A 20,080-nucleotide genomic window follows, 5' to 3' on the forward strand; every position below is an offset into this window, starting at 1 on the left:
GTTCTTTTTTCAGCATATCCGAATTATTATAGAACCAAATATATCGACCGCAGGGCAACTTTGATACGCCTACTCGTTATACCTCACCGGCTCATTCCGAATAATGAACAAATGAATCGGCAAGAAAACCGAAAACGTGATTGTATGAATGATCGTAAACAGTATGGAATTCGTTCCGTATCTATCCAAAATAGCATAGATAAGATAAATAGACAGTACAAGTGATACAGCTGTTGCTAATATATATAGAATTGGTACGAAATTAAAGATGAAGCATCCAACATATATGCCAAATACTTTCCACCCTGCTTCTTCTTTCAAGAAATCTGGTAATTTATCTTTCGCTAAATCACCCCATATCTTACTATTTATAAACGGAATAAAAGCAAGAACACCATCAGTTGCACCATCATTTTTCGCCATCGTATAAAGTGCAAAAGCCGTTAACAAATACGAAATAATTGCCCAAATTATTATAACAAGCATAAACGCAAAACTAAGAGCAAAGAAACCTGCTAGTACGCCTTGATCTTCCATCTTATCTTATCCTCTCCTCTCTCTTCTCAACATATTTCATTACAGTGCAAGTTATGTTTTAAAATTTAACCAAACTCTTTGTATAATAAGAAGAGAAAGATAATGAGAGAGGAGTACATACCTATGCATCCATTTGTAAAGGCATTACAAGAGCATTTTACAGCTCATCAAAATCCCGAAAAAGCAGAACCGATGGCACGTTATATGAAAAATCACTTCCCGTTTCTCGGTATTCAAACTCCTGAGAGAAGACAGTTATTGAAAGACGTAATTCAAATACATACTCTCCCAGATAAAAAGGACTTCCAAATTATCGTGCGTGAACTTTGGGACCTACCAGAACGTGAATTTCAAGCTGCCGCACTCGATATCATGCAAAAATATAAAAAACACATAAATGAAACTCACATCCCATTTTTAGAAGAACTTATTGTCACAAAATCTTGGTGGGACTCTGTCGATAGCATCGTCCCTACATTTTTAGGTGCTATCTTTTTAAAACATCCAGAATTAATTTCTGCATACATTCCAAAATGGATTGCATCAGAAAACATATGGTTACAACGTACCGCTATTTTATTCCAGCTAAAATACAAACAAAAAATGGATGAAGAACTCCTTTTCTGGATTATCGGACAACTACATTCCTCAAAAGAATTTTTCATTCAAAAAGCAATCGGCTGGGTCCTTCGCGAATATGCAAAAACAAAACCAGATGTAGTATGGGAATACGTTCAAACTAACGAGCTCGCTCCACTTAGTAAACGTGAAGCAATTAAGCATATTAAGCAAAATTACGGAATAAATAACGAAAAAATAGGCGAGACTCTATCCTAGATGGGCACGTTCCTCTATTGAGATTTAAAAAAGAACGTGTTAAAATATGTTCATTATTATTAATATAAGTAGCGATGACGGACTTATAAGTACTTGCATAAAAAGCGATTCAGGGATAGTGAAAGCCTGAAGCTGCGAGGAAACGGCAGTCTCGAGCAATACGTGATAAAGTGGATGCACATTTTGTGTATCAACTAGGGTGGAACCGCGGGCAAACGCTCGTCCCTAGGCGATTAAGCCTTGGGATGAGCGTTTTTTTATGTTTTTTAAAGCATATATTGCTCGTTTCCAAAGTACCTATCACGTCATCGCAAATACGTTAACTTTCAAAAGGAGGATTTTATTATGTATTCAATGGAACAAGTTGTAAACTTAGCGAAACATCGCGGTTTCGTTTTCCCTGGTTCTGAAATTTACGGTGGTCTTGCAAACACATGGGATTACGGTCCACTTGGAATCGAATTAAAAAATAACGTCAAAAAAGCTTGGTGGAAAAAATTCATTCAAGAATCTCCACACAACGTTGGTTTAGATGCTGCTATTTTAATGAACCCAAAAACTTGGATCGCTTCTGGTCACGTTGGTAACTTTAATGATCCAATGATCGACTGTAAAAAATGTAAAGCTCGTCACCGTGCTGACAAATTAATTGAAGATGCATTAGACGCAAAAGGTATCGAAATGGTCGTTGACGGTCTTACTTTCGACCAAATGGCTGACTTAATGAAAGAACATGAAGTAAAATGCCCAGATTGCGGTAGCCAAGAATTCACGGAAATCCGTCAGTTCAACTTAATGTTCAAAACATTCCAAGGTGTTACAGAGTCTAGCACAAACGAAATCTTCCTTCGTCCTGAAACAGCACAAGGTATTTTCGTAAACTTTAAAAACGTACAACGCTCTATGCGTAAGAAACTTCCATTTGGTATCGGCCAAATCGGTAAAAGTTTCCGTAACGAAATCACACCTGGTAACTTCACATTCCGTACACGTGAATTCGAACAAATGGAACTTGAATTCTTCTGTAAGCCTGGTGAAGATTTAGAGTGGTTCGCATTCTGGCGTGAAACTTGTAAAAACTGGTTACTTTCACTTGGTATGACTGAAGAAAGCATGCGTCTTCGTGACCACGGTGAAGACGAGTTATCTCATTACAGTAACGCAACAACTGATATTGAATTCAGATTCCCATTCGGTTGGGGCGAACTATGGGGCGTTGCATCTCGTACAGACTTCGATTTAAAACGTCATATGGAACACTCTAACGAAGACTTTAACTATATCGATCCACAAACGAATGAGCGTTACGTGCCTTACTGCATCGAGCCATCTCTAGGTGCAGACCGTGTAACATTAGCATTCTTATGTGATGCATATGAAGAAGAGCAATTAGAAAACGATTCTCGTACAGTTCTTCGTTTCCACCCTGCTTTAGCACCATATAAAGCAGCTATCTTACCATTATCTAAAAAGCTATCTGAAGGTGCTACTGAAGTATTCGCAGAACTAGCTAAAGACTTCATGGTAGACTTTGATGAAACTGGTTCTATCGGTAAACGTTACCGTCGTCAAGACGAAATCGGTACTCCATTCTGTATCACATACGACTTCGACTCTGTTGAAGACAAAGCTGTTACAGTACGTGACCGTGACACAATGGAACAAGTTCGTATGCCAATTAGCGAACTAAAAGGTTTCTTAGAGAAAAAAATCCAGTTCTAATTATAAAAAAGAGGCGCTCTATTGAGCCGCCTCTTTTTACTTTTCACGTTTTTCTTTAATTGCTACTGTACATCTTGATATACATAGTAACTCATCATTTTCATCAATGATGCGAATATCCCAAACCATTGTCGATTGTCCTCTATGTATCGGTGTTCCAATTGCTGTTACAATTCCATCTTGCTTTGAGCGAATATGATTTGCATTAATTTCTAATCCGAAACAAATACATTTTTCTTGATCAATTAAATTGTATGAACCAACACTTGCCACAGTTTCTGCTAATGCAACAGATGCACCACCGTGTAAAAATCCAAACGGCTGATGCGTGCGTTCATCAACAGGCATTGTAGCAACTACTTTATCCTCTGTCATTTCTAACAACTCAATTCCAAGCGAATCCATTAAAGTTTTTGACATATCGTTTTCAACCTCTCTCACTTTAGATCAAATGTATAATTTTACCTGTTTAATTTCAAACTACCTATAACACTTATATAAGGAGGTTTCACCTAAATGAAACAGAAATTTTGTATACTATTGCTTATGTTCTCCTTGCTGACTATTGTACCAAATTGTGCAATAGCAGCCAAAGCATCCAACCTGACAATCAATGTTAAGACTGTAACGCAAAAAGGTAAGAAACCTTATATAGAATATCAAATTAATAGGCCTTCCTTTCACAACTTTTCTGATTCAAAATTTCAAAATAAGCTGAATTCCTATTACAAAAACTCTACTACTAAATTTAAAAGTAAATTAGAAAAAGAAGCGAAGAAATATTATGAGGAAACAGAAGGATCTAGCACACCTTTTCATCCATACGTTGCAAATGTTGACTATAAAGTAGCTTTAAACAAACCACCTTTCCTCAGCCTATATGTGAATTACTATCAATATACAGGCGGAGCGCACGGACTGTATACGTGGAAGGCAAATACATTTGATTTAAACGAAAAAAAATTATTACACTTAGACGATTTATTTCAACAAGAGGATAAATATAAAGAAATAATTCGCACAGAGATTGTAAGACAAATTAAACAAAATGAAAGCATTTATTTTCCTGATGCAGTCGAAAAAGTAACGAGCACTAAAAAGTTTCACTACTTTTTAGAACCGGATAATCTTGTAATTTATTTCTCTTTATATGAAATTGCTCCTTATTCAAGCGGAATTCCGCAGTTTCGTATTCCATACACATTGCTTAGAGACTATTTAAAGCCTTCTTATCAAAATATTTTGATTGACAACAAGTAAATATTTTCGCTACGATAATGTTAACCTAAACACAACTGGAGGTTAACATTATGAAGAAGCTTCATGTTTTAGATTTAGCATTAGCTGCCATGTTCGTCGCTCTTATGGCTATTGGTGCAAATATTGTATCGTGGGCACCATTCTTACAAATAGCGGGCATTCCATTATCTATGCAACCATTTTTCGCAATTTTAGCAGGTCTTCTTCTTGGGAGTAGACTTGGGGCATTATCAATGACTGTTTACATGCTTGTTGGAGTAGCAGGTGCGCCAATCTTCGCTAACTTCAAAGCTGGATTTGGAGCACTTTTAGATCCTACTGGTGGTTTTATTATCGCATTTATTATCGTTGCTTACGTATCAGGAAAACTAGTAGAACAAAAAGAACGACCAACATTCAGCACCTTTGCAATTTCTTCTTTCGTCGGAATCATTTTAACGTATATTATCGGTACTACTTATATGTACGGGGCAGTCAATATTTTCATGGGTGGTAATATGAGTTATAAAGCTGCCTGGATGATTATGATGTGGTTCGCAGTAAAGGATATTGCGTTTACAATTATCGGCGCTATTATCGCACCTCGCATATACTATGCTGTACGTCGTTCCGCTTATCAGCATTCTCATTCGACGATTTCATAATAAAAAATGAGTTATTTCAGTATACTGAAATAACTCATTTTTTATTTTCGACAATATACGACACATATTAGAAATAAATTTTGTTATGATAGTTCAGCAAATCTTACATTTTGCACATCTAATTAAAACAATATTTTGGAGGAAAATCAGTGAAGCTATCAAAAAATACACTTATTAAAATAAGTGTCGGAGTACTATCTTTATTTTTCATACTAGGTATGAGCATCAGTTACAAATTATATGGAAATAGCGAGTTAGGAATGCAATATACCTTTGGAAACGGTCTAGCATTTTTCTTTTTAATACTTACTATAATTAGTTTATGCACAGCCTTAATCTTTATTGTTATTGGGTTAATTAAGAAAGTACGAAAATTACCAGCAAAAAAATCTTTATTAACATCTATAATACTCTTTCTTACATCAGTTATATCAATCATCATCCTTCTCTTTACGATAACAAAAGTAACGAATATGGAGGAAGAATATCAAGCTATTCAAGCCCAAAAGAAAAAAGAAGCTGATTACTTAATTGCTGCGGCATCTTTTTATAATGATATAGAAACCTTTAGATATTCAGCTTCTTATGTATTATCCGAGTATTCAACTACATGGTCAAAAGCGATTGATCAAAGAAATGACTTCAATAATGCGCTTAGATCTAAGAGAACAGAAATTGATGGGACGGTTACAACTGTAGATACGTTTTACAGCAATATGGGAACAGATTTAAAGTTAGTCTCTGAAGCTGCAAAAGAACAGCCAAATAAGTATAAAGAAACCTATGAAGAATATAAAAAAATATATGGTATTATTACCGCTCTCAATGAACAAGCTCAATCTCCAAGTGGCAGTTTAATCACATTCAACCAAAACGTTAATACATTAATTCAGGAATACAAAAAAGCAGCTGGAAATATTAATATCGCTATTACTGATGAAATTAAATCAAAAGCTAATGAATTGAATCCTACCGATAAAAATTTAAGTTCTAATTAAAGACACTCTTTCCAGAGTGTCTTTTTTTCTCAAAAAAATCCCCTTTAGATTAAGCAGTAAATACGTTCCTTTACCGCTCATCCAACAGGGGATTATATCACTATATTAAGACTCTTGCTTCATTTGCTCGTCTAAAACTTTCTTCATCATTACTAGCATATCATCACGTAATTCTGGGTGTTGCAATGCCATTTCAATTGTCGTTTGAACAAATCCTAATTTTTCACCAACGTCATAACGCTTTCCTTCAAAATCATATGCAAATACACGTTGAATTTCATTTAAGCTTTGAATTGCATCCGTTAACTGAATTTCGCCACCCGCTCCAACTTGTTGCTGTTCCAAGAACATAAAGATTTCAGGAGTTAAAATGTAACGTCCCATAATCGCTAAGTTTGAAGGCGCAGTACCTTGCGCTGGTTTCTCAACGAATTTACGAACTTGATAACGACGTCCCTCTTGCTCTAACGGATCAATAATTCCGTAGCGATGTGTTTCTGCTTCAGGAACAGTTTGTACACCAATAACAGAAGAAAGTGTTTTGTCATACTCGTCCATTAATTGACGTAAACATGGTTTTTCAGCTTGAACGATATCATCGCCTAATAATACTGCAAACGGCTCATCACCAATGAATTTACGTGCGCACCAAACAGCATGTCCTAATCCTTTTGGTTCTTTTTGTCGAATGTAATGGATATCTACCATTTTAGAAGAAGCTTGTACTTTTTCAAGTAACTCATACTTTTTCTTCTCTAATAAGTTTTGCTCTAATTCAAATGCGTTATCAAAATGATCTTCGATAGAGCGCTTTCCTTTACCAGTAACGATAATAATATCTTCGATGCCTGATTTTACTGCTTCTTCTACGATGTATTGAATTGTTGGTTTATCTACAATTGGAAGCATTTCTTTTGGCATTGCTTTCGTTGCTGGTAAAAAGCGTGTTCCTAATCCCGCTGCCGGGATAATTGCTTTTCTCACTTTTTTCATGACAAATACCCTCGCTTTTCATTCTAATTCTCTTAGTAAAGTGTAAATTTATAACACTCGCTCGTAATAATCCTCTACATCAAACAAAACTACAAGAAAAGAGGAGGCCGTTCTCCGTTCTCCTCTTTTCCTATCAGTAGCACTCTATTCTATTATAAACAATTCATAATATCTTCTTTAATAGTAAGTAACTTTTGTTCACTATTTTGTAAGGAATCATCTTGTACACCAAAGTAGAATTTAATTTTCGGCTCTGTTCCAGATGGACGTAAGCAGAACCAAGAACTATCTTCTAATTGATATTTTAACACATTTGATTTCGGTAAGTGAATCTCTTCCTTATTTCCATCTTGTAACGTTGTAATGATGCTTTCTTTATAATCCTCAACTGCAACAACTGTTAAACCAGCTACTTCTTTCGGAGGATTCTCACGGAATGTTGCCATCATCTTTTGAATCTGTTCGGCACCATCTTTTCCTTTTAACGTTAACGATACAAGGTCCTCACGGAAGAACCCATACTTCTTAAATACTTCTAGCAGACCATCGTATAACGTTTTACCTTGTGATTTGTAGTATGCAGCTACTTCACATGCAAATAGGACGGATTGTACCGCATCTTTATCACGGCAGAATGGACGGATTAAATAACCGTAGCTTTCCTCATAACCGAATTGGAATTCATATTGTCCGCTTTCTTCATACTGTTTAATTTTTTCACCGATAAATTTAAATCCAGTTAACGTATCAACTGTATCTAAACCGTATGCTTTTGCGATTGTACGGCCAATTTCAGACGTTACGATTGTTTTTAAAACAACACCGTTTTCTGGAAGCGTTCCGTTTTCCTTCTTTTGTGATAATAAGTAATCAAGCATTAACGCACCTGTTTGGTTACCAGTTAATACTTGGAACTCACCATCGTGATTGCGAACTGCTACACCTAGACGGTCTGCATCAGGATCTGTTGCGATTAACACATCTGCGCCTACTTTTTCACCGTCGCGAATTGCATACTCAAACGCTGCATGCTCTTCTGGGTTTGGTGATTTTACTGTAGAGAAATTTGGATCTGGTAACTCTTGCTCTTTTACAACTGTTACATCTGTAAATCCAACTTCTTCTAAACCACGGCGTACCGAAATATTTGATGTTCCATGCAATGGTGTAAAGACGATTTTTAAATCTTTTCCTACTTCTTTCACCATCTCTTTATTAATAATGACATTGTTCAATTCTGCTGCATAAGCATCATCTACTTCTTGTCCAATTATATGTAATAAACCGTCAGCTTTTAATTGCTCAACATCAGCAACTTCAACTGTTAATTCATTCTCTACTGCATTTACGTAGCTAATTAACTCATCAGCTTCCTTTGGAGGCAACTGGCCACCATCTTCACCATATACTTTATAACCGTTATATTCGGGCGGATTATGGCTTGCCGTAAGAACGATTCCACTTGCTGTATGTAAATGACGAACTGCGAAAGAAAGCACTGGTGTTGGACGTAAGCTTTCAAATACATATGTTGTAATACCGTGTGCACCAAGAGTAGCAGCTACTTCCATTGCGAATTCAGGTGATTTATGACGAGAATCATACGCGACAACAACACCGCGTTTTTTCGCTTCTTCACCTAGTTTTTCAATAAACATAGCTAATCCTTTTGTTGCTTTACGAACTGTATATACATTTAAACGGTTCGTACCAGCACCAAGTTCACCACGCATACCACCTGTTCCGAACTCTAGATTTTTATAAAAGCTATCCTCGATTTTCTTCTCATCTTGCTTCATGTTTTCTAGCTGTTCTTTTAATTCTGCGTCTAATTCTGCATATGAAAGCCAGCGACTAAATTCTTGTTTCCAATTCATACTTCCATCTCCTCTCGCCTGTCGTACCTTCATTATATGAAAAAAACAACCTGAATCTCAATATTTTTTAAAATCTAGCAGGATTTTACTATAAATATTTGTATACACTATGGTTAAATACTCCACCAAAGGGAATGAGGATTATGCAAGAATGGGGCTTGTCAGAAGAGCTCAAAATAAAAACAAAGCAGATGATTGAAATTGCTGAAAAAGAATTATCAAACATGAAGCATGCAATCGATAAAGAAGATGAATGTATTTTATGTAAAATGGAAGATATTCATCATATGTTAACAAATGTACAGACGTTAGCAGCTACATATTATATTCAAGCATATTTATCACCTTATACGGAAAGTTCACATTTCATCACTACAGCTGTCCAACATTTAAGCGCTCGAAAACACGGTGCTCTTATTATTGTGGAACGAAGTGACGCTATTGATTCTTTCATTCAAACTGGAACGACATTAAACGCACACTTAACCGCGCCACTACTTGAATCGATTTTTTATCCAGGGAACCCTCTTCATGACGGAGCCGTTCTCATTAAAAATAATCATATTGTCTCAGCAGCTAATATTCTCCCATTAACAAAAAGCATGGAAATCAATCCTGAGCTAGGAACACGTCATAGGGCTGCAATTGGCTTATCCGAGAAAATTGATGCACTTATATTAGTTGTCTCTGAGGAAACAGGGCGTACTTCATTCGCTTTAGGCGGGACGTTATATACGATTTCTTTATAGGACGAATCTTTCACTATGTAGCACTTTTTGAAACGGTAAAATAGTAAATGAAATTATATTAACCGTAACTCCAAATATATCGACTTACCGACAAAAACTTACAATAGTCATACCATATCACTAAGAAAAGGCTATCCCAAAAATTTGAGACAGCCCTTTCTTCAAAAATTATTCTTCTCCGAAACGCTCAACAAGTGTTGCAAGTGTACGCACCATTGCACCTGTTGCTCCAGATGGTCCTAAATCATGTGCTCCTGATGTTTCAGATGTTCCAGCGATGTCTAAGTGTACCCATGGTGTTTCTTCTGCAAATTCACCAAGGAATGTCCCAGCCATAACCGCATGTCCTTCACGGCCTGGTGAGTTATTTAAATCAGCAAATTTACTGTTTTTGACACGTTCTTTATCACGTTCAAAAATCGGCAATTGCCAAATTGGCTCATCCGTTTCCATAGAAGCCTCTAACACTTGTTCAAACAATTCTTCATTATTTGTCATCGCGCCTGTTGTATGATTTCCAAGTGCAACAATTACACCGCCTGTTAATGTTGCAACATCAACTAAGTAATTTGCGCCAAGTTTCTTCGCATACGTAATACCGTCAGCTAACGCTAGGCGACCTTCTGCATCTGTATTTAATACTTCAATTGTTTTTCCGCTCATAGATGTAATAACATCATCTGGCTTAAATGCTGTACCACTTACAACGTTGTCAGTTGATGGAATAACAGCAATTACATTTTGCTCTGGACGAAGTTCACCGATGATCTCCATCGCGCCAAGAACAGCTGCAGCTCCGCCCATATCACCTTTCATACCAACCATGCCTTCACGTGGTTTTAAAGAATAACCGCCTGTATCATATGTAATCCCTTTTCCAACAAATCCAATTACATCTTTCCACTCTTCTTTTCCTTTATAAATAAGAGCAATCATTTTTGGCGGTTCAGTAGATCCTTGGTTTACTGCAAGTAATGCACCCATACCAAGCTCTTCCATCTCTTCTTTCTCAAGAACCTTATAATCCATATCGTATTTTTCTGCTAATTCAACTGCATACTCAGCAAGCTTTGTCGCTGTTAATACGTTTGGCGGCATATTTACAAGCGTACGAGCTGAATTCGTTGCACGTCCATGTACGTATCCTACAGTTAATGCTGCTTCAATTTCTTGTGCATCTTCTGCTGTAATAGCCGTAAACTTCTCTAATTCTACACGATCCTTTTTATCTGTTTTATACGTTTGTAATTCATATGTACCAAGACCTTGTACTTCTGCCGCAATATGAGCTACATCAATCGCATCTAATTTATCTGTCACGAAAGAATCAAGTAAGATTGCTGCATCTTGTACTTTTGCTGCTTGTAATGCTTTAAACGCCTTACCAAGAGCAGCACGTAACGTTTCCGTTGTATATGACTCTTTCTTACCTAAACCAACAAAATAATAACGTTTAACATTTGTTTTTCCTAAGCTATGTACTTTTGAAATGGCTTTCTTCTTAGTTGAAAGTTCTTTTTCTTCTAATAAAACTTGTAATTGTCCTTCAAACGCTTTATCCAGTTCTTGTACAAAGCTACTCTTTTTATCTTCTTCAAATAAGGCAACAATTACCGCTTCATGACTTACTAATTCTTTTTGTACTTGAAACATGTTCAGACCCCCTAAATTTCTCTACGTCCATTATAACTTTATTTTCGATAAAATGCGACAATTCTAAATTCTGTTATTTCATATAAAGTGAAACTTTAATCAGTGGGGGTTTTACCGGCCGCAAATAGCAGGATAAAGATGCTATCTCCAATATCTTCTATGGTGAAATAAGACAAGAAAAAAGTCTAGCGTTATTGCCACTAGACTATCTTTGTTTTAAATATTGTCCACGAAACACTTGCATCGTTTCGTCTTGATTTAACATCGTTAACTCTTCTTCCGAAAACTTGCCATTTCCTATTTTCACTATATACACATTTACTTTTTTCTTACCCCATTGGCTATAAACATCTTTCACCGTATCATAATATAAATCGAGACGATTTCCTTTTATAGCACCGCCCTTATCAGCTACAACACCATATCCGTAACCTGGCACGAATAGAATTGTCCCAAGCGGGAATACGCGTAAATCGGCAGCGATTGTGGAATATAAATCCCTTTTTGCTTTAACACCTGAATATGTAATGCCATACTCTGGATGCCCCGGCCTCTTTCCAGTCGACTCTATACCTGATGTATAACCAGTTGCAGTCATTTCTATAACACGATATTTAGACCAGTCATTTGCCTGCTCTAAAGCATTTATCACTTCTTTACTCGGAGCAACTTTTTTCTCAATTTCTGCTGCATGTACTTCTTTTACACTTGTTCCTTCATATAATTTTATAATCTCTAATAAAGAAACTCCTGTGAAAGCCTGCCATGTTACGCATAATGCGAATGCAAGTAAACAAGTCATCATAATGCGAATACAATATCGTTTTAACATTTTTATATTCCACACTCCTTCATCGTTAATCATTCCCTATACGATGAAGGAATATGCAAAAAAATAATCTCCAAATTGATTGGAGATTAAAACATTTGATATCCACTTTTTCGAAGTTTTTTAATTATGATTCCTGCTAAAGCAGCACCTACTAATCCAGTAGATAGAATAAACACATCTGCGTGTCCTAAATGCGATACACTTGTCCCAAATGAAGAAAATGTTTCTTTTGGCTTTGAAAAATAGTCCCATACACTCGCTTTATTAATAATAAGCATACAAATAATCGGATATACAATAACCATTACCCACGTAGCTCGCAAAATCATGTTGAGTAAAAATCCAATTCCAAAAAATAAAATAAAGAACAACATCATTGAAATAAGTAGTACCGGTATACTCACTTCTTCTCCCTCTCCTTCGCATACGCCGTAAACACATGATAAGCCGTATAACCAAATTGCTCTCCTGGATTTAATGTTTTGTCCATTTCAAAATGCGACTCTGCTCTTCCTTCTAATAAATATTTGATGAGTACAGAAGTATTTTGATCATCTGCAATATTTTCTGGATGTAAAAAAGCTACTTCCGACAATTCTTTCTCCTGTACGATAACGTCTTCTCCCTCTGGCTCTAGAAGAAAAATAATCATATTATCACTAATTTCATTATGAATAACACCTGAGCGAATACCAATAATCCCCTTTACATGAGCAACAATGCCTGTCTCTTCCAAAATTTCACGTTTCACAGCTTCATCAACAGTCTCGCCTTCATTAACAAAACCAGCAGGTAAAGACCATTGCCCTTTCAATCCACCGTATTTTTTCTTAACGAATAGCCATCTCCCATCTTCTGTAGCTACTAAGCCACTGACAGCTAACCACACTTTCCCTCGCTTCCCCATGATATAACCTCCTCCATCAAAACGAACAGAATATTCTTTCTTTTTTATATATTATACTATATTTTCAATACGAAAAAAGCAGAAACAGCTCATAGCCGTTTCTGCTTTTTCTACTATATATTAAAAGAACTTCAATTTACCTTTTTTAAGAACTAATAAAGGTCCGCCTAGTAAGAATAAGTAACGGTTGTCGATTACTTTCTTCATGAATGAAGCTTTCCAACCTGTTAACTTTTTACCCATAACAACGCCCATTGCATCGTCATGACCTAATGAACATACAGATCCTTTATTATCAAATGCGAACTTTTTCATTTCACCTTTGCCGCGAACTAACACAGTTAAATTGTGTGCAATATTATAACCTTCTTGAATTGCAATCTGTGCTGTTGGTGGGTATGGACGGTTAATCTCTTCGTTGATGATTAACGCTGCATCACCAACCATGAATACATCTTCATGACCTGGAGCGTGCATGTACTCATCCACTTTAATACGTCCGCGCATTGCTTCAAATCCAGACTCTTCCACAATACCATTACCACGAACACCTGCAGCCCAAACTACAGTTTCAGATTTAAGAAGTTCAGCATCATCACCGTTGGCAACGATAATACCTTCTTCAGTTGCTTCCTTAATTGCTGTACCGATGCGGAATTCTACACCTTTTTTCTCAAGTTGTTTTACAGCGTACTCTACTAATGCTGGATCGAAACCAGGAAGTGCTGTTGGAGCAGCTTCTACACAGATGATACGTGCTTTTTCACGTGGAACATCGTACTCTTTGCAAAGTTCAGGAATACGATTTGCAAGCTCACCTACGTACTCGATACCAGTAAATCCAGCGCCACCAACAACGATTGTTACTAACTCATCACGTTTTTCAGTCGCATATTGAGCGAATTTTTCTTCCATATGCTCACGAATTTGACGAGTTGCATTAATGTTAGTGATTGAGAATGCATGCTCTTTTAATCCTTTAATTCCGAACGTTTCTGATTCGAAACCAAGACCGATTACTAAGTAATCATACTCTAATTCACCATCTTTTAAGATAACACGTTTTTCAGCAGCTTTAATCTCTACTACTGTATCTTGTACAAAGTTCACTTTATTTGTATCGATAACGTCTTGAATATCTAGACAGATTTTATCATCTTGTAATGTACCAGCTGCACTCTCATGTAACCAAGTTGCTTGGTAGTGATAGCTGTTGTTGTTTACTAACGTAATTTCAGCTTCACTTACAGATAATGTTTTTTGCAGACGAACAGTCGTAATCATCCCGCCATAACCTGCACCTAAAACTACGATTTTTGGAGTCTTCACTAAATCACAACCCTTTTCTTTATATAATAGTAATAAAAAATAATACCAAGTACTAAAAACTCTATTTGTCAAGAATGTGGAATTTATCACATTCTATATCATAACAAAACGCAGTCAAAAAATCGTACGAAATTTGTCATAGAAATTTAACATAATACTTCCCTATATTAGTCGGTTTCATTCCATAATTCAAGCACCTAGAGAATTATCGATATTTTAAAATAACATAGCGTTTTCAAGGATTTTTTAGCCTTTTTTTCATGTATTTTCCTTCCGTTGTATTTTATACGATTCTAAAACATCTATACGCAAACTTACTTATTATTCAGTCGTTTTCAGAAGTATTATTAACTGAAATATGCTATCATTTATTTGAAAGTGTCATCATTTGCAGGATTTTCGTGTACATATGAACAATATATGAAATCAATATTAAAATTCCATCTATAGGGGGAATGAAAGTGACAGAAAATCAAAAAGTTTACGACATAACGATTATTGGTGGTGGCCCAACAGGACTATTCACTGCATTTTATGGCGGAATGAGACAAGCAAGTGTAAAAATCATTGAAAGCTTACCTCAACTTGGAGGGCAATTATCCGCACTATATCCCGAAAAATATATTTATGATGTAGCTGGATTCCCAAAAGTGCGTGCACAAGAGTTAGTTGATAACTTAAAAGAGCAAATGAAAAAGTTCGATCCAACTATTTGCTTAGAAGAAGCTGTTGATACGCTTGAAAAACAAGCTGACGGTATATTTAAACTTGTTACAAATAAACAAACTCACTACTCTAAATCTGTCATCATTACTGCTGGCAATGGTGCTTTCCAACCACGCCGCTTAGAATTAGAAGGCACAGCAAAATACGAAAAGAAAAACTTACATTATTTCGTTGATGATATGAATAAATTTGCTGGAAAACGCGTCGTTGTATTCGGCGGCGGTGACTCAGCAGTAGATTGGACAATGATGTTAGAAACGATCGCGGACAAAGTTACAATTGTTCATCGCCGTGATAAATTCCGTGCACATGAACATAGCGTAGAAAGCTTAATGAATTCCCGTGCAGAAGTAAGCACACCTTACGTTCCAGTTGAACTTATTGGTGATGATACTATTGAACAAGTTGTTCTTCAGCACGTAAAAACAGAAGAAAAAATTATCATCGATGTTGATGACGTAATCGTAAACTACGGCTTCGTTTCTTCACTTGGTCCAATTAAAAATTGGGGCTTAGATATTCAAAAAAACAGCATCCTCGTGAACTCAAAAATGGAAACAAATATTCCTGGCATTTACGCTGCTGGTGACATTTGTACATATGAAGGAAAAGTAAAACTCATTGCTTGCGGCTTTGGTGAAGCACCGACAGCAGTAAACAATGCAAAAGCTTACTTCGATCCAAACGCAAAACTTCAACCAATGCATAGCTCAAGTATGTTTTAATATAGAAATGAAAAGAGCTCCTTTTACATGAAAGGAGTTCTTTTCATACTCTCTCTTTTTCCTAACTAAAATACATCGCAATTTGATAAAAAACACTACTTCTTTCCAAAATATGTTACAATAAAACAGAACGTACGTTTCATTTAATAAAGGGAGGTTTTATTAATGAAAGAACCTATTATCGTAAAAAAAGAAGCTTTCCAAGCAATCGGTGTTTCTATTACAACTACAAACGAAAAAGAAGCATCAAATGAAGGAAAGATTCCGGTGCTTTGGAATCGCTACTTCCAAGAAAAAATCATGCATCAAATTCCAAATCAACAAACAAAAGAAACATTCGCTTTCTACTCAAACTACGAATCGGATGAAACTGGTACATATCAATTTACTATCGGCATGCCTGTTTCTTCATTAGAAGAAGTTCCTGAAAATATGACAACCTTAACAATACCTGCTGCTACGTATGCGGTATTTACAACGAGAAAAGGTCCTGTGTCTGAAGTCGTTTGTGAAGCTTGGGAATATATTTGGCAATGGTCGAAAGAAAACACACGTGCTTTTACAGCAGACTTTGAGCTTTATGACGAAAGTGCAGTTGATCCAAATAACGTACAATTGGATATTTATATTGCTTTAGCCTGAATGACAAAAAAGAAGATACCCTTTGGTATCTTCTTTTTTGTCGTTAAATAGCCACTGTGCAAATTCATTATTATTGTCTACAATGAGAAAGTGCAGTATAGAACTATTAGAAACTGTATAAAGTGAAACTATGCTCAGTGGGGGTTTTGTTCATCCCCCACTGAGTATTAGCCTTCACCAATCGGGTGGTTACGGGCAGCCCGACTCCCGCCTAACTTCTTTGCTCTAGCCAAATTTTGAGGTGGGAGTTTTACTGCCCGTTAACGCGGGATAAAACGATTGTTAATAGGTTTTTCAGTCTAAAATCGGTACATAGAAAGGAAGCAATATGGAGGAACTACAACAAAATAAATCTGCTTTAGAAGGAAGCGGAAAACCGTTATTAAAAAATACGAATTTCCTTTTTCTTTGGGCAGCTACTCTCTTTTCAAGCTTTGCTTTAGCCTTTTTTACTTTTTCACAAACATGGTACATAGCAAAAACATTAAACCTTGAGGCTTCACTCGGTATTGTTTTCGTGGCTCTTAGTGTTCCAAGGCTCATCTTTATGATTATCGGCGGAGCATTGGCTGATAAATTCCCGAAAAAAAATATCATGTTTTACTCTAATATTATTCGCGCTATTCTTGTCGCAACTATTCTCACCTGGTTCATCGTCGGTGATGTAACACTATATACATTTGCTTTATTCGCATTGTTCTTCGGACTTGCTGACGCTTTCTTCTGGTCAGCAGATGGATCTATTCTGCCTGAACTTGTAGAAAAGAGCCGTTTAACACAAGCAAATTCACTTACTCAAATGACAAACCAAGCATCTGTCATTTTAGGACCTGTACTTGGCGGTATTCTCATTAAATTTACGAACTATGAAACAATTTTTTCAATTACAATCCTGCTACTCATTATCGCTGCAATACTCGTTCAAAAAATACAATTTACCGTACCCGAAAAAAATGAAACAGATAAAGGCATGTTTACTTCTATTAAAGAGGGAATTTTATATGTAAAAGAATCACCATTTCTTTCAACTTTCCTTATATGTAGCGCCTTTTTAAACTTATTTTTAATCGGCCCAATGCAAGTAGGATTTCCGCTCTTCGTCAAAAACGTCCTGCACGGTGATTCACTTCAGTTTAGTTACTTAGAAGCGTCTGTTGGCGGCGGGATGGCGATAGGAGCTGTCATTGTCGGATTAAAAAACATTAACCGTAGACGTGGCCTATTTTGTATTATCATGATGCTACTGTCTGGTGTATTCTTCCTAGCCATCAACTTTAGCAGCGTACTTTGGCAAGCGTTATTAGCTGGAATGTTTTACGGTATTACAATTGCGATGGCTATCGTTCCACTTATGGCAATGATTCAATCAACAGTAAAAGAAGAGATGATGGGACGCGTTATGAGCTTACTCATGCTTTCATCGATGGGATTCATTCCGCTCTCTTACGCATTTACATCGCTTGCACTTGGGGTAGGCATTCCAATTGTAACGGTTATGAAAAGCGGTGCAATCGCTGTTATCGTCTTTGTACTATTTGTAGCAATTCGTGTTCCAGTTGTAAGAAAGTTCGATTAGCTACTTGGAGTCATGTATTATACGCATGGCTCCTTTTTAAATGGATCGAATAACGGTATTCCCTTACTTCTCCTTAATGCCGCTCCCCACTCTAATCCAATTTCTAAAAATAAATCTCGCATCGTACTATACAATAGTGCTCCAACATCTTTACGAATTTCTCCGTACTTATACGCTCTCACAACACTTTTCACCCTCCAAATTAAATTTCCACACACTTCTTCATCAGCTAATATTCCCTCTAATAAAGCACCTTGCTCTAGTAATCCGCTCTTTTTATAAGCAAGTTCCACCTTACTCCAAAATATATTAATCTTCTTCGGATTACTCGTCATCGGCACCAGTGCGTATATAAAAGGCTTCGGTATATCGTGACGACAATACGTTTCATCAAGCTCGTACGTTACTTTTCTTTTCTCTTTTATTTGTGGAATGTTTTTAGAAAGAATTGTTTCCCCCTCATTTTTTTGCTCGTTTCCACTACAGCCATCTGTACGATCATCACTTTCACATGCGGACATTTTCATACGGTCATCCATGCGGTCAATTGCGGATTTAAGAAATACATATAAGTTTGCACTATATCCCCCGCGCTTATATCTTTCTTTTGTCGCAACACGTTTTATAATCCCTAGTTCCTCTAACTTTGCAATCGAGCGGCGTACCGTACGAATACTCTTTCCAACATTTGTAGCAATCGTCTCCATTAACGGACAAGCAACTCCCACTGTTTTCTGTTTCTCATTCACTGCATACTTTCCTAAAAAATGAATAATGATAGAATCCGTTTTATTCATTTGAAATCGATAGCACTTCAAAACTTGTTTTTGATATGTATTAAACTCTTCTTTACTTCGAAATTGACTATATGGTTTCATTAAATTATATAAGCTTCCCATTTTTATCACCTCACTTATAGGTAAGAACTAGGAAGAGAAATTGGCGTGATATTTAATATTTTTTATCCCGCATTAACGGGCAGTAAGACTCCCACCTCCAGATTCGGCGAATGCGAGGAGGTTAGGTGGGAGATCAACTGCCCGTAAAAGCCCGATTGGTTCAACTAATAATCAGTGGGGGATGGACAAAACCCCCACTGATTAAATTTTCACTTTATTGGAGATGAAAATATGATTGTAATTAGTGCTTGTTTAGGTGGTATTGCTTGTCGTTATGACGGTAACGATAATCTCGTTTCACAAATAGAAGAGTTATTACAGAGGGAAGATACCATCCTTGTTTGTCCCGAAGTATTAGGCGGTTTACCAACACCACGCCCTTCTGCTGAAATTATCGGCGGTAATGGCGATGATGTTTTAGATGGAAAAGCAAAAGTAATGACGAAAGAAGGACAAGATGTCACGGAAGCTTTCGTGCGTGGTGCTTATAAAGCATTAGAACAAATAAAAGATTTAAACCCAGAATATATAATTTTAAAAGAACGCAGCCCATCTTGTGGTAGTTCTACTATTTACACAGGGGAATTTAACGGCAATAAACAAACTGGTTACGGAGTGACAACTGCTTTATTTAAAAGACACGGATTTAAAGTCATTTCAGAAGAGGATTTTGAAAGTAAAAAAAGGAATTGACCCTGTTCGTCAATTCCTTTTCCATCTGTCTTATTTCACACCTAATTTTTCTTTCACTTTCGCAGGAAGCTCGTCCTTTTTCACTTCTTCCCAAGCTGATACACCTTTTTTATCTGAGTGGTATACGCGTAGGAATGCTTCTTTACGAAGATTTTTTTGCGCTATGAATTCTAATTCTTTCTCTTTACCGTCTTTATTAAAACCAGTTAGCTTATATTGATAATCTTTAAACGTCTCACCATTATCAGCTTTACTATGATATTCTTTTCCATCTACTGTAATTTGAACGTAATACTCATCTTTACCCATACGGTTTAAATCACAGCCAACTAATAGGCTTGCAAATACGACTAAAATACTAAAAAGTGCAATATATCTTTTCAATTCCTTCACCTCATATGTTTTTCTTATATTGTTATCTTAAGGCCTTCGCTTTAAAGAAGAAATTCAAAAACATGACATAAACATTACACTTTTGTAA

21 protein-coding genes are annotated in these 20,080 nt (G+C 36.4%); 10 read left to right on the forward strand and 11 right to left on the reverse strand.

The annotated features are described in order from the left end of the window. Positions 1-69: 69 nt before the first annotated feature. Positions 70-537 (reverse strand): hypothetical protein, encoded by a 468-nt coding sequence (locus tag MHH59_RS24605; protein WP_002034556.1) that lies wholly within the window; start codon positions 535-537, stop codon positions 70-72. A 123-nt stretch (positions 538-660) separates the two neighbouring features. On the opposite strand from MHH59_RS24605, the gene MHH59_RS24610 reads away from it, so the two are divergent. Continuing rightward, a complete protein-coding gene (locus tag MHH59_RS24610; RefSeq protein WP_340852591.1) occupies positions 661-1,374 on the forward strand; it encodes a DNA alkylation repair protein in 714 nt (237 codons plus the stop codon). A 345-nt stretch (positions 1,375-1,719) separates the two neighbouring features. Continuing rightward, positions 1,720-3,096, forward strand: coding sequence for a glycine--tRNA ligase (locus MHH59_RS24615; protein ID WP_002015863.1), 1,377 nt, complete (start codon positions 1,720-1,722; stop codon positions 3,094-3,096). Between the two features lie 36 nt (positions 3,097-3,132). On the opposite strand, the gene MHH59_RS24620 is transcribed toward MHH59_RS24615, so the two are convergent. After that, complete coding sequence (locus MHH59_RS24620; protein ID WP_002034550.1) at positions 3,133-3,516, reverse strand: hotdog fold thioesterase; 384 nt, start codon at positions 3,514-3,516, stop codon at positions 3,133-3,135. Between the two features lie 96 nt (positions 3,517-3,612). Between MHH59_RS24620 and MHH59_RS24625 the strand changes: the two genes are divergently transcribed. The 3 genes from MHH59_RS24625 (at position 3,613) to MHH59_RS24635 (ending at position 5,998) form a co-directional block, all read left to right on the forward strand. Continuing rightward, on the forward strand, positions 3,613-4,356 hold the full coding sequence (locus MHH59_RS24625) for a DUF3298 and DUF4163 domain-containing protein (protein ID WP_002129698.1): 744 nt from the start codon (positions 3,613-3,615) through the stop codon (positions 4,354-4,356). 50 nt (positions 4,357-4,406) lie between these two features. Continuing rightward, positions 4,407-5,000 (forward strand): biotin transporter BioY, encoded by a 594-nt coding sequence (locus MHH59_RS24630; protein WP_002015867.1) that lies wholly within the window; start codon positions 4,407-4,409, stop codon positions 4,998-5,000. Positions 5,001-5,149: 149 nt separating this feature from the next. Next, complete coding sequence (locus tag MHH59_RS24635; RefSeq protein WP_078178517.1) at positions 5,150-5,998, forward strand: hypothetical protein; 849 nt, start codon at positions 5,150-5,152, stop codon at positions 5,996-5,998. A 105-nt stretch (positions 5,999-6,103) separates the two neighbouring features. Here MHH59_RS24635 and galU read toward each other — a convergent pair whose 3' ends face one another. Both galU and MHH59_RS24645 read right to left on the reverse strand, forming a co-directional pair. Continuing rightward, complete coding sequence (galU, locus tag MHH59_RS24640) at positions 6,104-6,991, reverse strand: UTP--glucose-1-phosphate uridylyltransferase GalU (protein WP_002015869.1); 888 nt, start codon at positions 6,989-6,991, stop codon at positions 6,104-6,106. A gap of 152 nt (positions 6,992-7,143) precedes the next feature. Beyond that, positions 7,144-8,868, reverse strand: a complete 1,725-nt coding sequence (locus MHH59_RS24645; protein WP_016127723.1) for a phospho-sugar mutase — start codon at positions 8,866-8,868, stop codon at positions 7,144-7,146. A 143-nt stretch (positions 8,869-9,011) separates the two neighbouring features. On the opposite strand from MHH59_RS24645, the gene cdaS reads away from it, so the two are divergent. Next, entirely contained in the window at positions 9,012-9,617 is a 606-nt protein-coding gene (cdaS, locus tag MHH59_RS24650) for a sporulation-specific diadenylate cyclase CdaS (RefSeq protein WP_002129703.1), read from the forward strand. 168 nt (positions 9,618-9,785) lie between these two features. On the opposite strand, the gene pepA is transcribed toward cdaS, so the two are convergent. The 5 genes from pepA to MHH59_RS24675 all read right to left on the reverse strand — a co-directional run bounded on the left by pepA (position 9,786) and on the right by MHH59_RS24675 (position 14,338). After that, on the reverse strand, positions 9,786-11,270 hold the full coding sequence (gene pepA / locus MHH59_RS24655) for a cytosol aminopeptidase (protein ID WP_002129705.1): 1,485 nt from the start codon (positions 11,268-11,270) through the stop codon (positions 9,786-9,788). A gap of 205 nt (positions 11,271-11,475) precedes the next feature. Continuing rightward, positions 11,476-12,102 (reverse strand): 3D domain-containing protein, encoded by a 627-nt coding sequence (locus MHH59_RS24660; protein WP_002129706.1) that lies wholly within the window; start codon positions 12,100-12,102, stop codon positions 11,476-11,478. 86 nt (positions 12,103-12,188) lie between these two features. Continuing rightward, positions 12,189-12,506 carry a YuiB family protein gene (locus MHH59_RS24665; RefSeq protein WP_002089308.1) on the reverse strand — a complete coding sequence of 106 codons (318 nt, stop codon included), beginning with the start codon at positions 12,504-12,506 and terminating at the stop codon, positions 12,189-12,191. Then, positions 12,503-13,009, reverse strand: a complete 507-nt coding sequence (locus MHH59_RS24670) for an NUDIX hydrolase (RefSeq protein WP_002015875.1) — start codon at positions 13,007-13,009, stop codon at positions 12,503-12,505. Before MHH59_RS24670 ends, MHH59_RS24665 begins: the two co-directional genes overlap by 4 nt. Before the next feature lie 120 nt (positions 13,010-13,129). After that, positions 13,130-14,338, reverse strand: coding sequence for an NAD(P)/FAD-dependent oxidoreductase (locus tag MHH59_RS24675; RefSeq protein WP_201057015.1), 1,209 nt, complete (start codon positions 14,336-14,338; stop codon positions 13,130-13,132). Positions 14,339-14,799: 461 nt separating this feature from the next. On the opposite strand from MHH59_RS24675, the gene MHH59_RS24680 reads away from it, so the two are divergent. The 3 genes from MHH59_RS24680 to MHH59_RS24690 all read left to right on the forward strand — a co-directional run bounded on the left by MHH59_RS24680 (position 14,800) and on the right by MHH59_RS24690 (position 18,007). Beyond that, positions 14,800-15,789, forward strand: a complete 990-nt coding sequence (locus MHH59_RS24680) for an NAD(P)/FAD-dependent oxidoreductase (protein WP_002184753.1) — start codon at positions 14,800-14,802, stop codon at positions 15,787-15,789. 165 nt (positions 15,790-15,954) lie between these two features. Beyond that, complete coding sequence (locus tag MHH59_RS24685) at positions 15,955-16,431, forward strand: GyrI-like domain-containing protein (RefSeq protein ID WP_002167457.1); 477 nt, start codon at positions 15,955-15,957, stop codon at positions 16,429-16,431. Positions 16,432-16,759: 328 nt separating this feature from the next. Next, positions 16,760-18,007 (forward strand): MFS transporter, encoded by a 1,248-nt coding sequence (locus MHH59_RS24690; protein ID WP_078178515.1) that lies wholly within the window; start codon positions 16,760-16,762, stop codon positions 18,005-18,007. A 17-nt stretch (positions 18,008-18,024) separates the two neighbouring features. Here MHH59_RS24690 and MHH59_RS24695 read toward each other — a convergent pair whose 3' ends face one another. Further along, positions 18,025-18,906, reverse strand: coding sequence for a helix-turn-helix domain-containing protein (locus MHH59_RS24695; RefSeq protein ID WP_201057017.1), 882 nt, complete (start codon positions 18,904-18,906; stop codon positions 18,025-18,027). Positions 18,907-19,137: 231 nt separating this feature from the next. On the opposite strand from MHH59_RS24695, the gene MHH59_RS24700 reads away from it, so the two are divergent. Beyond that, positions 19,138-19,599 carry a DUF523 domain-containing protein gene (locus tag MHH59_RS24700; RefSeq protein ID WP_002089319.1) on the forward strand — a complete coding sequence of 154 codons (462 nt, stop codon included), beginning with the start codon at positions 19,138-19,140 and terminating at the stop codon, positions 19,597-19,599. 30 nt (positions 19,600-19,629) lie between these two features. Here the strand turns inward: MHH59_RS24700 and MHH59_RS24705 are convergent, their stop codons facing one another. After that, the gene (locus MHH59_RS24705) at positions 19,630-19,983 is read right to left on the reverse strand and encodes a YxeA family protein (protein ID WP_016127721.1); all 354 of its coding nucleotides are present in this window, start codon (positions 19,981-19,983) and stop codon (positions 19,630-19,632) included. Between the last annotated feature and the right edge of the window lie 97 nt (positions 19,984-20,080).

Source organism: Bacillus sp. FSL E2-0195 (genome assembly GCF_038003645.1).
In the GTDB taxonomy this organism is placed as follows: domain Bacteria; phylum Bacillota; class Bacilli; order Bacillales; family Bacillaceae_G; genus Bacillus_A; species Bacillus_A mycoides.

Coding starts and splice junctions, on each gene's coding strand:
- MHH59_RS24700 (WP_002089319.1), top strand. CDS start 19,138: ATGATTGTAATTAGTGCTTGTTTAGGTGGTATTGCTTGTCGTTATGAC.
- MHH59_RS24630 (WP_002015867.1), top strand. CDS start 4,407: ATGAAGAAGCTTCATGTTTTAGATTTAGCATTAGCTGCCATGTTCGTC.
- MHH59_RS24695 (WP_201057017.1), bottom strand. CDS start 18,906: ATGGGAAGCTTATATAATTTAATGAAACCATATAGTCAATTTCGAAGT.
- MHH59_RS24660 (WP_002129706.1), bottom strand. CDS start 12,102: ATGTTAAAACGATATTGTATTCGCATTATGATGACTTGTTTACTTGCA.
- MHH59_RS24670 (WP_002015875.1), bottom strand. CDS start 13,009: ATGGGGAAGCGAGGGAAAGTGTGGTTAGCTGTCAGTGGCTTAGTAGCT.
- MHH59_RS24685 (WP_002167457.1), top strand. CDS start 15,955: ATGAAAGAACCTATTATCGTAAAAAAAGAAGCTTTCCAAGCAATCGGT.
- MHH59_RS24645 (WP_016127723.1), bottom strand. CDS start 8,868: ATGAATTGGAAACAAGAATTTAGTCGCTGGCTTTCATATGCAGAATTA.
- MHH59_RS24625 (WP_002129698.1), top strand. CDS start 3,613: ATGAAACAGAAATTTTGTATACTATTGCTTATGTTCTCCTTGCTGACT.
- MHH59_RS24620 (WP_002034550.1), bottom strand. CDS start 3,516: ATGTCAAAAACTTTAATGGATTCGCTTGGAATTGAGTTGTTAGAAATG.
- MHH59_RS24615 (WP_002015863.1), top strand. CDS start 1,720: ATGTATTCAATGGAACAAGTTGTAAACTTAGCGAAACATCGCGGTTTC.
- MHH59_RS24610 (WP_340852591.1), top strand. CDS start 661: ATGCATCCATTTGTAAAGGCATTACAAGAGCATTTTACAGCTCATCAA.
- cdaS (WP_002129703.1), top strand. CDS start 9,012: ATGCAAGAATGGGGCTTGTCAGAAGAGCTCAAAATAAAAACAAAGCAG.
- galU (WP_002015869.1), bottom strand. CDS start 6,991: ATGAAAAAAGTGAGAAAAGCAATTATCCCGGCAGCGGGATTAGGAACA.
- MHH59_RS24690 (WP_078178515.1), top strand. CDS start 16,760: ATGGAGGAACTACAACAAAATAAATCTGCTTTAGAAGGAAGCGGAAAA.
- MHH59_RS24605 (WP_002034556.1), bottom strand. CDS start 537: ATGGAAGATCAAGGCGTACTAGCAGGTTTCTTTGCTCTTAGTTTTGCG.
- pepA (WP_002129705.1), bottom strand. CDS start 11,270: ATGTTTCAAGTACAAAAAGAATTAGTAAGTCATGAAGCGGTAATTGTT.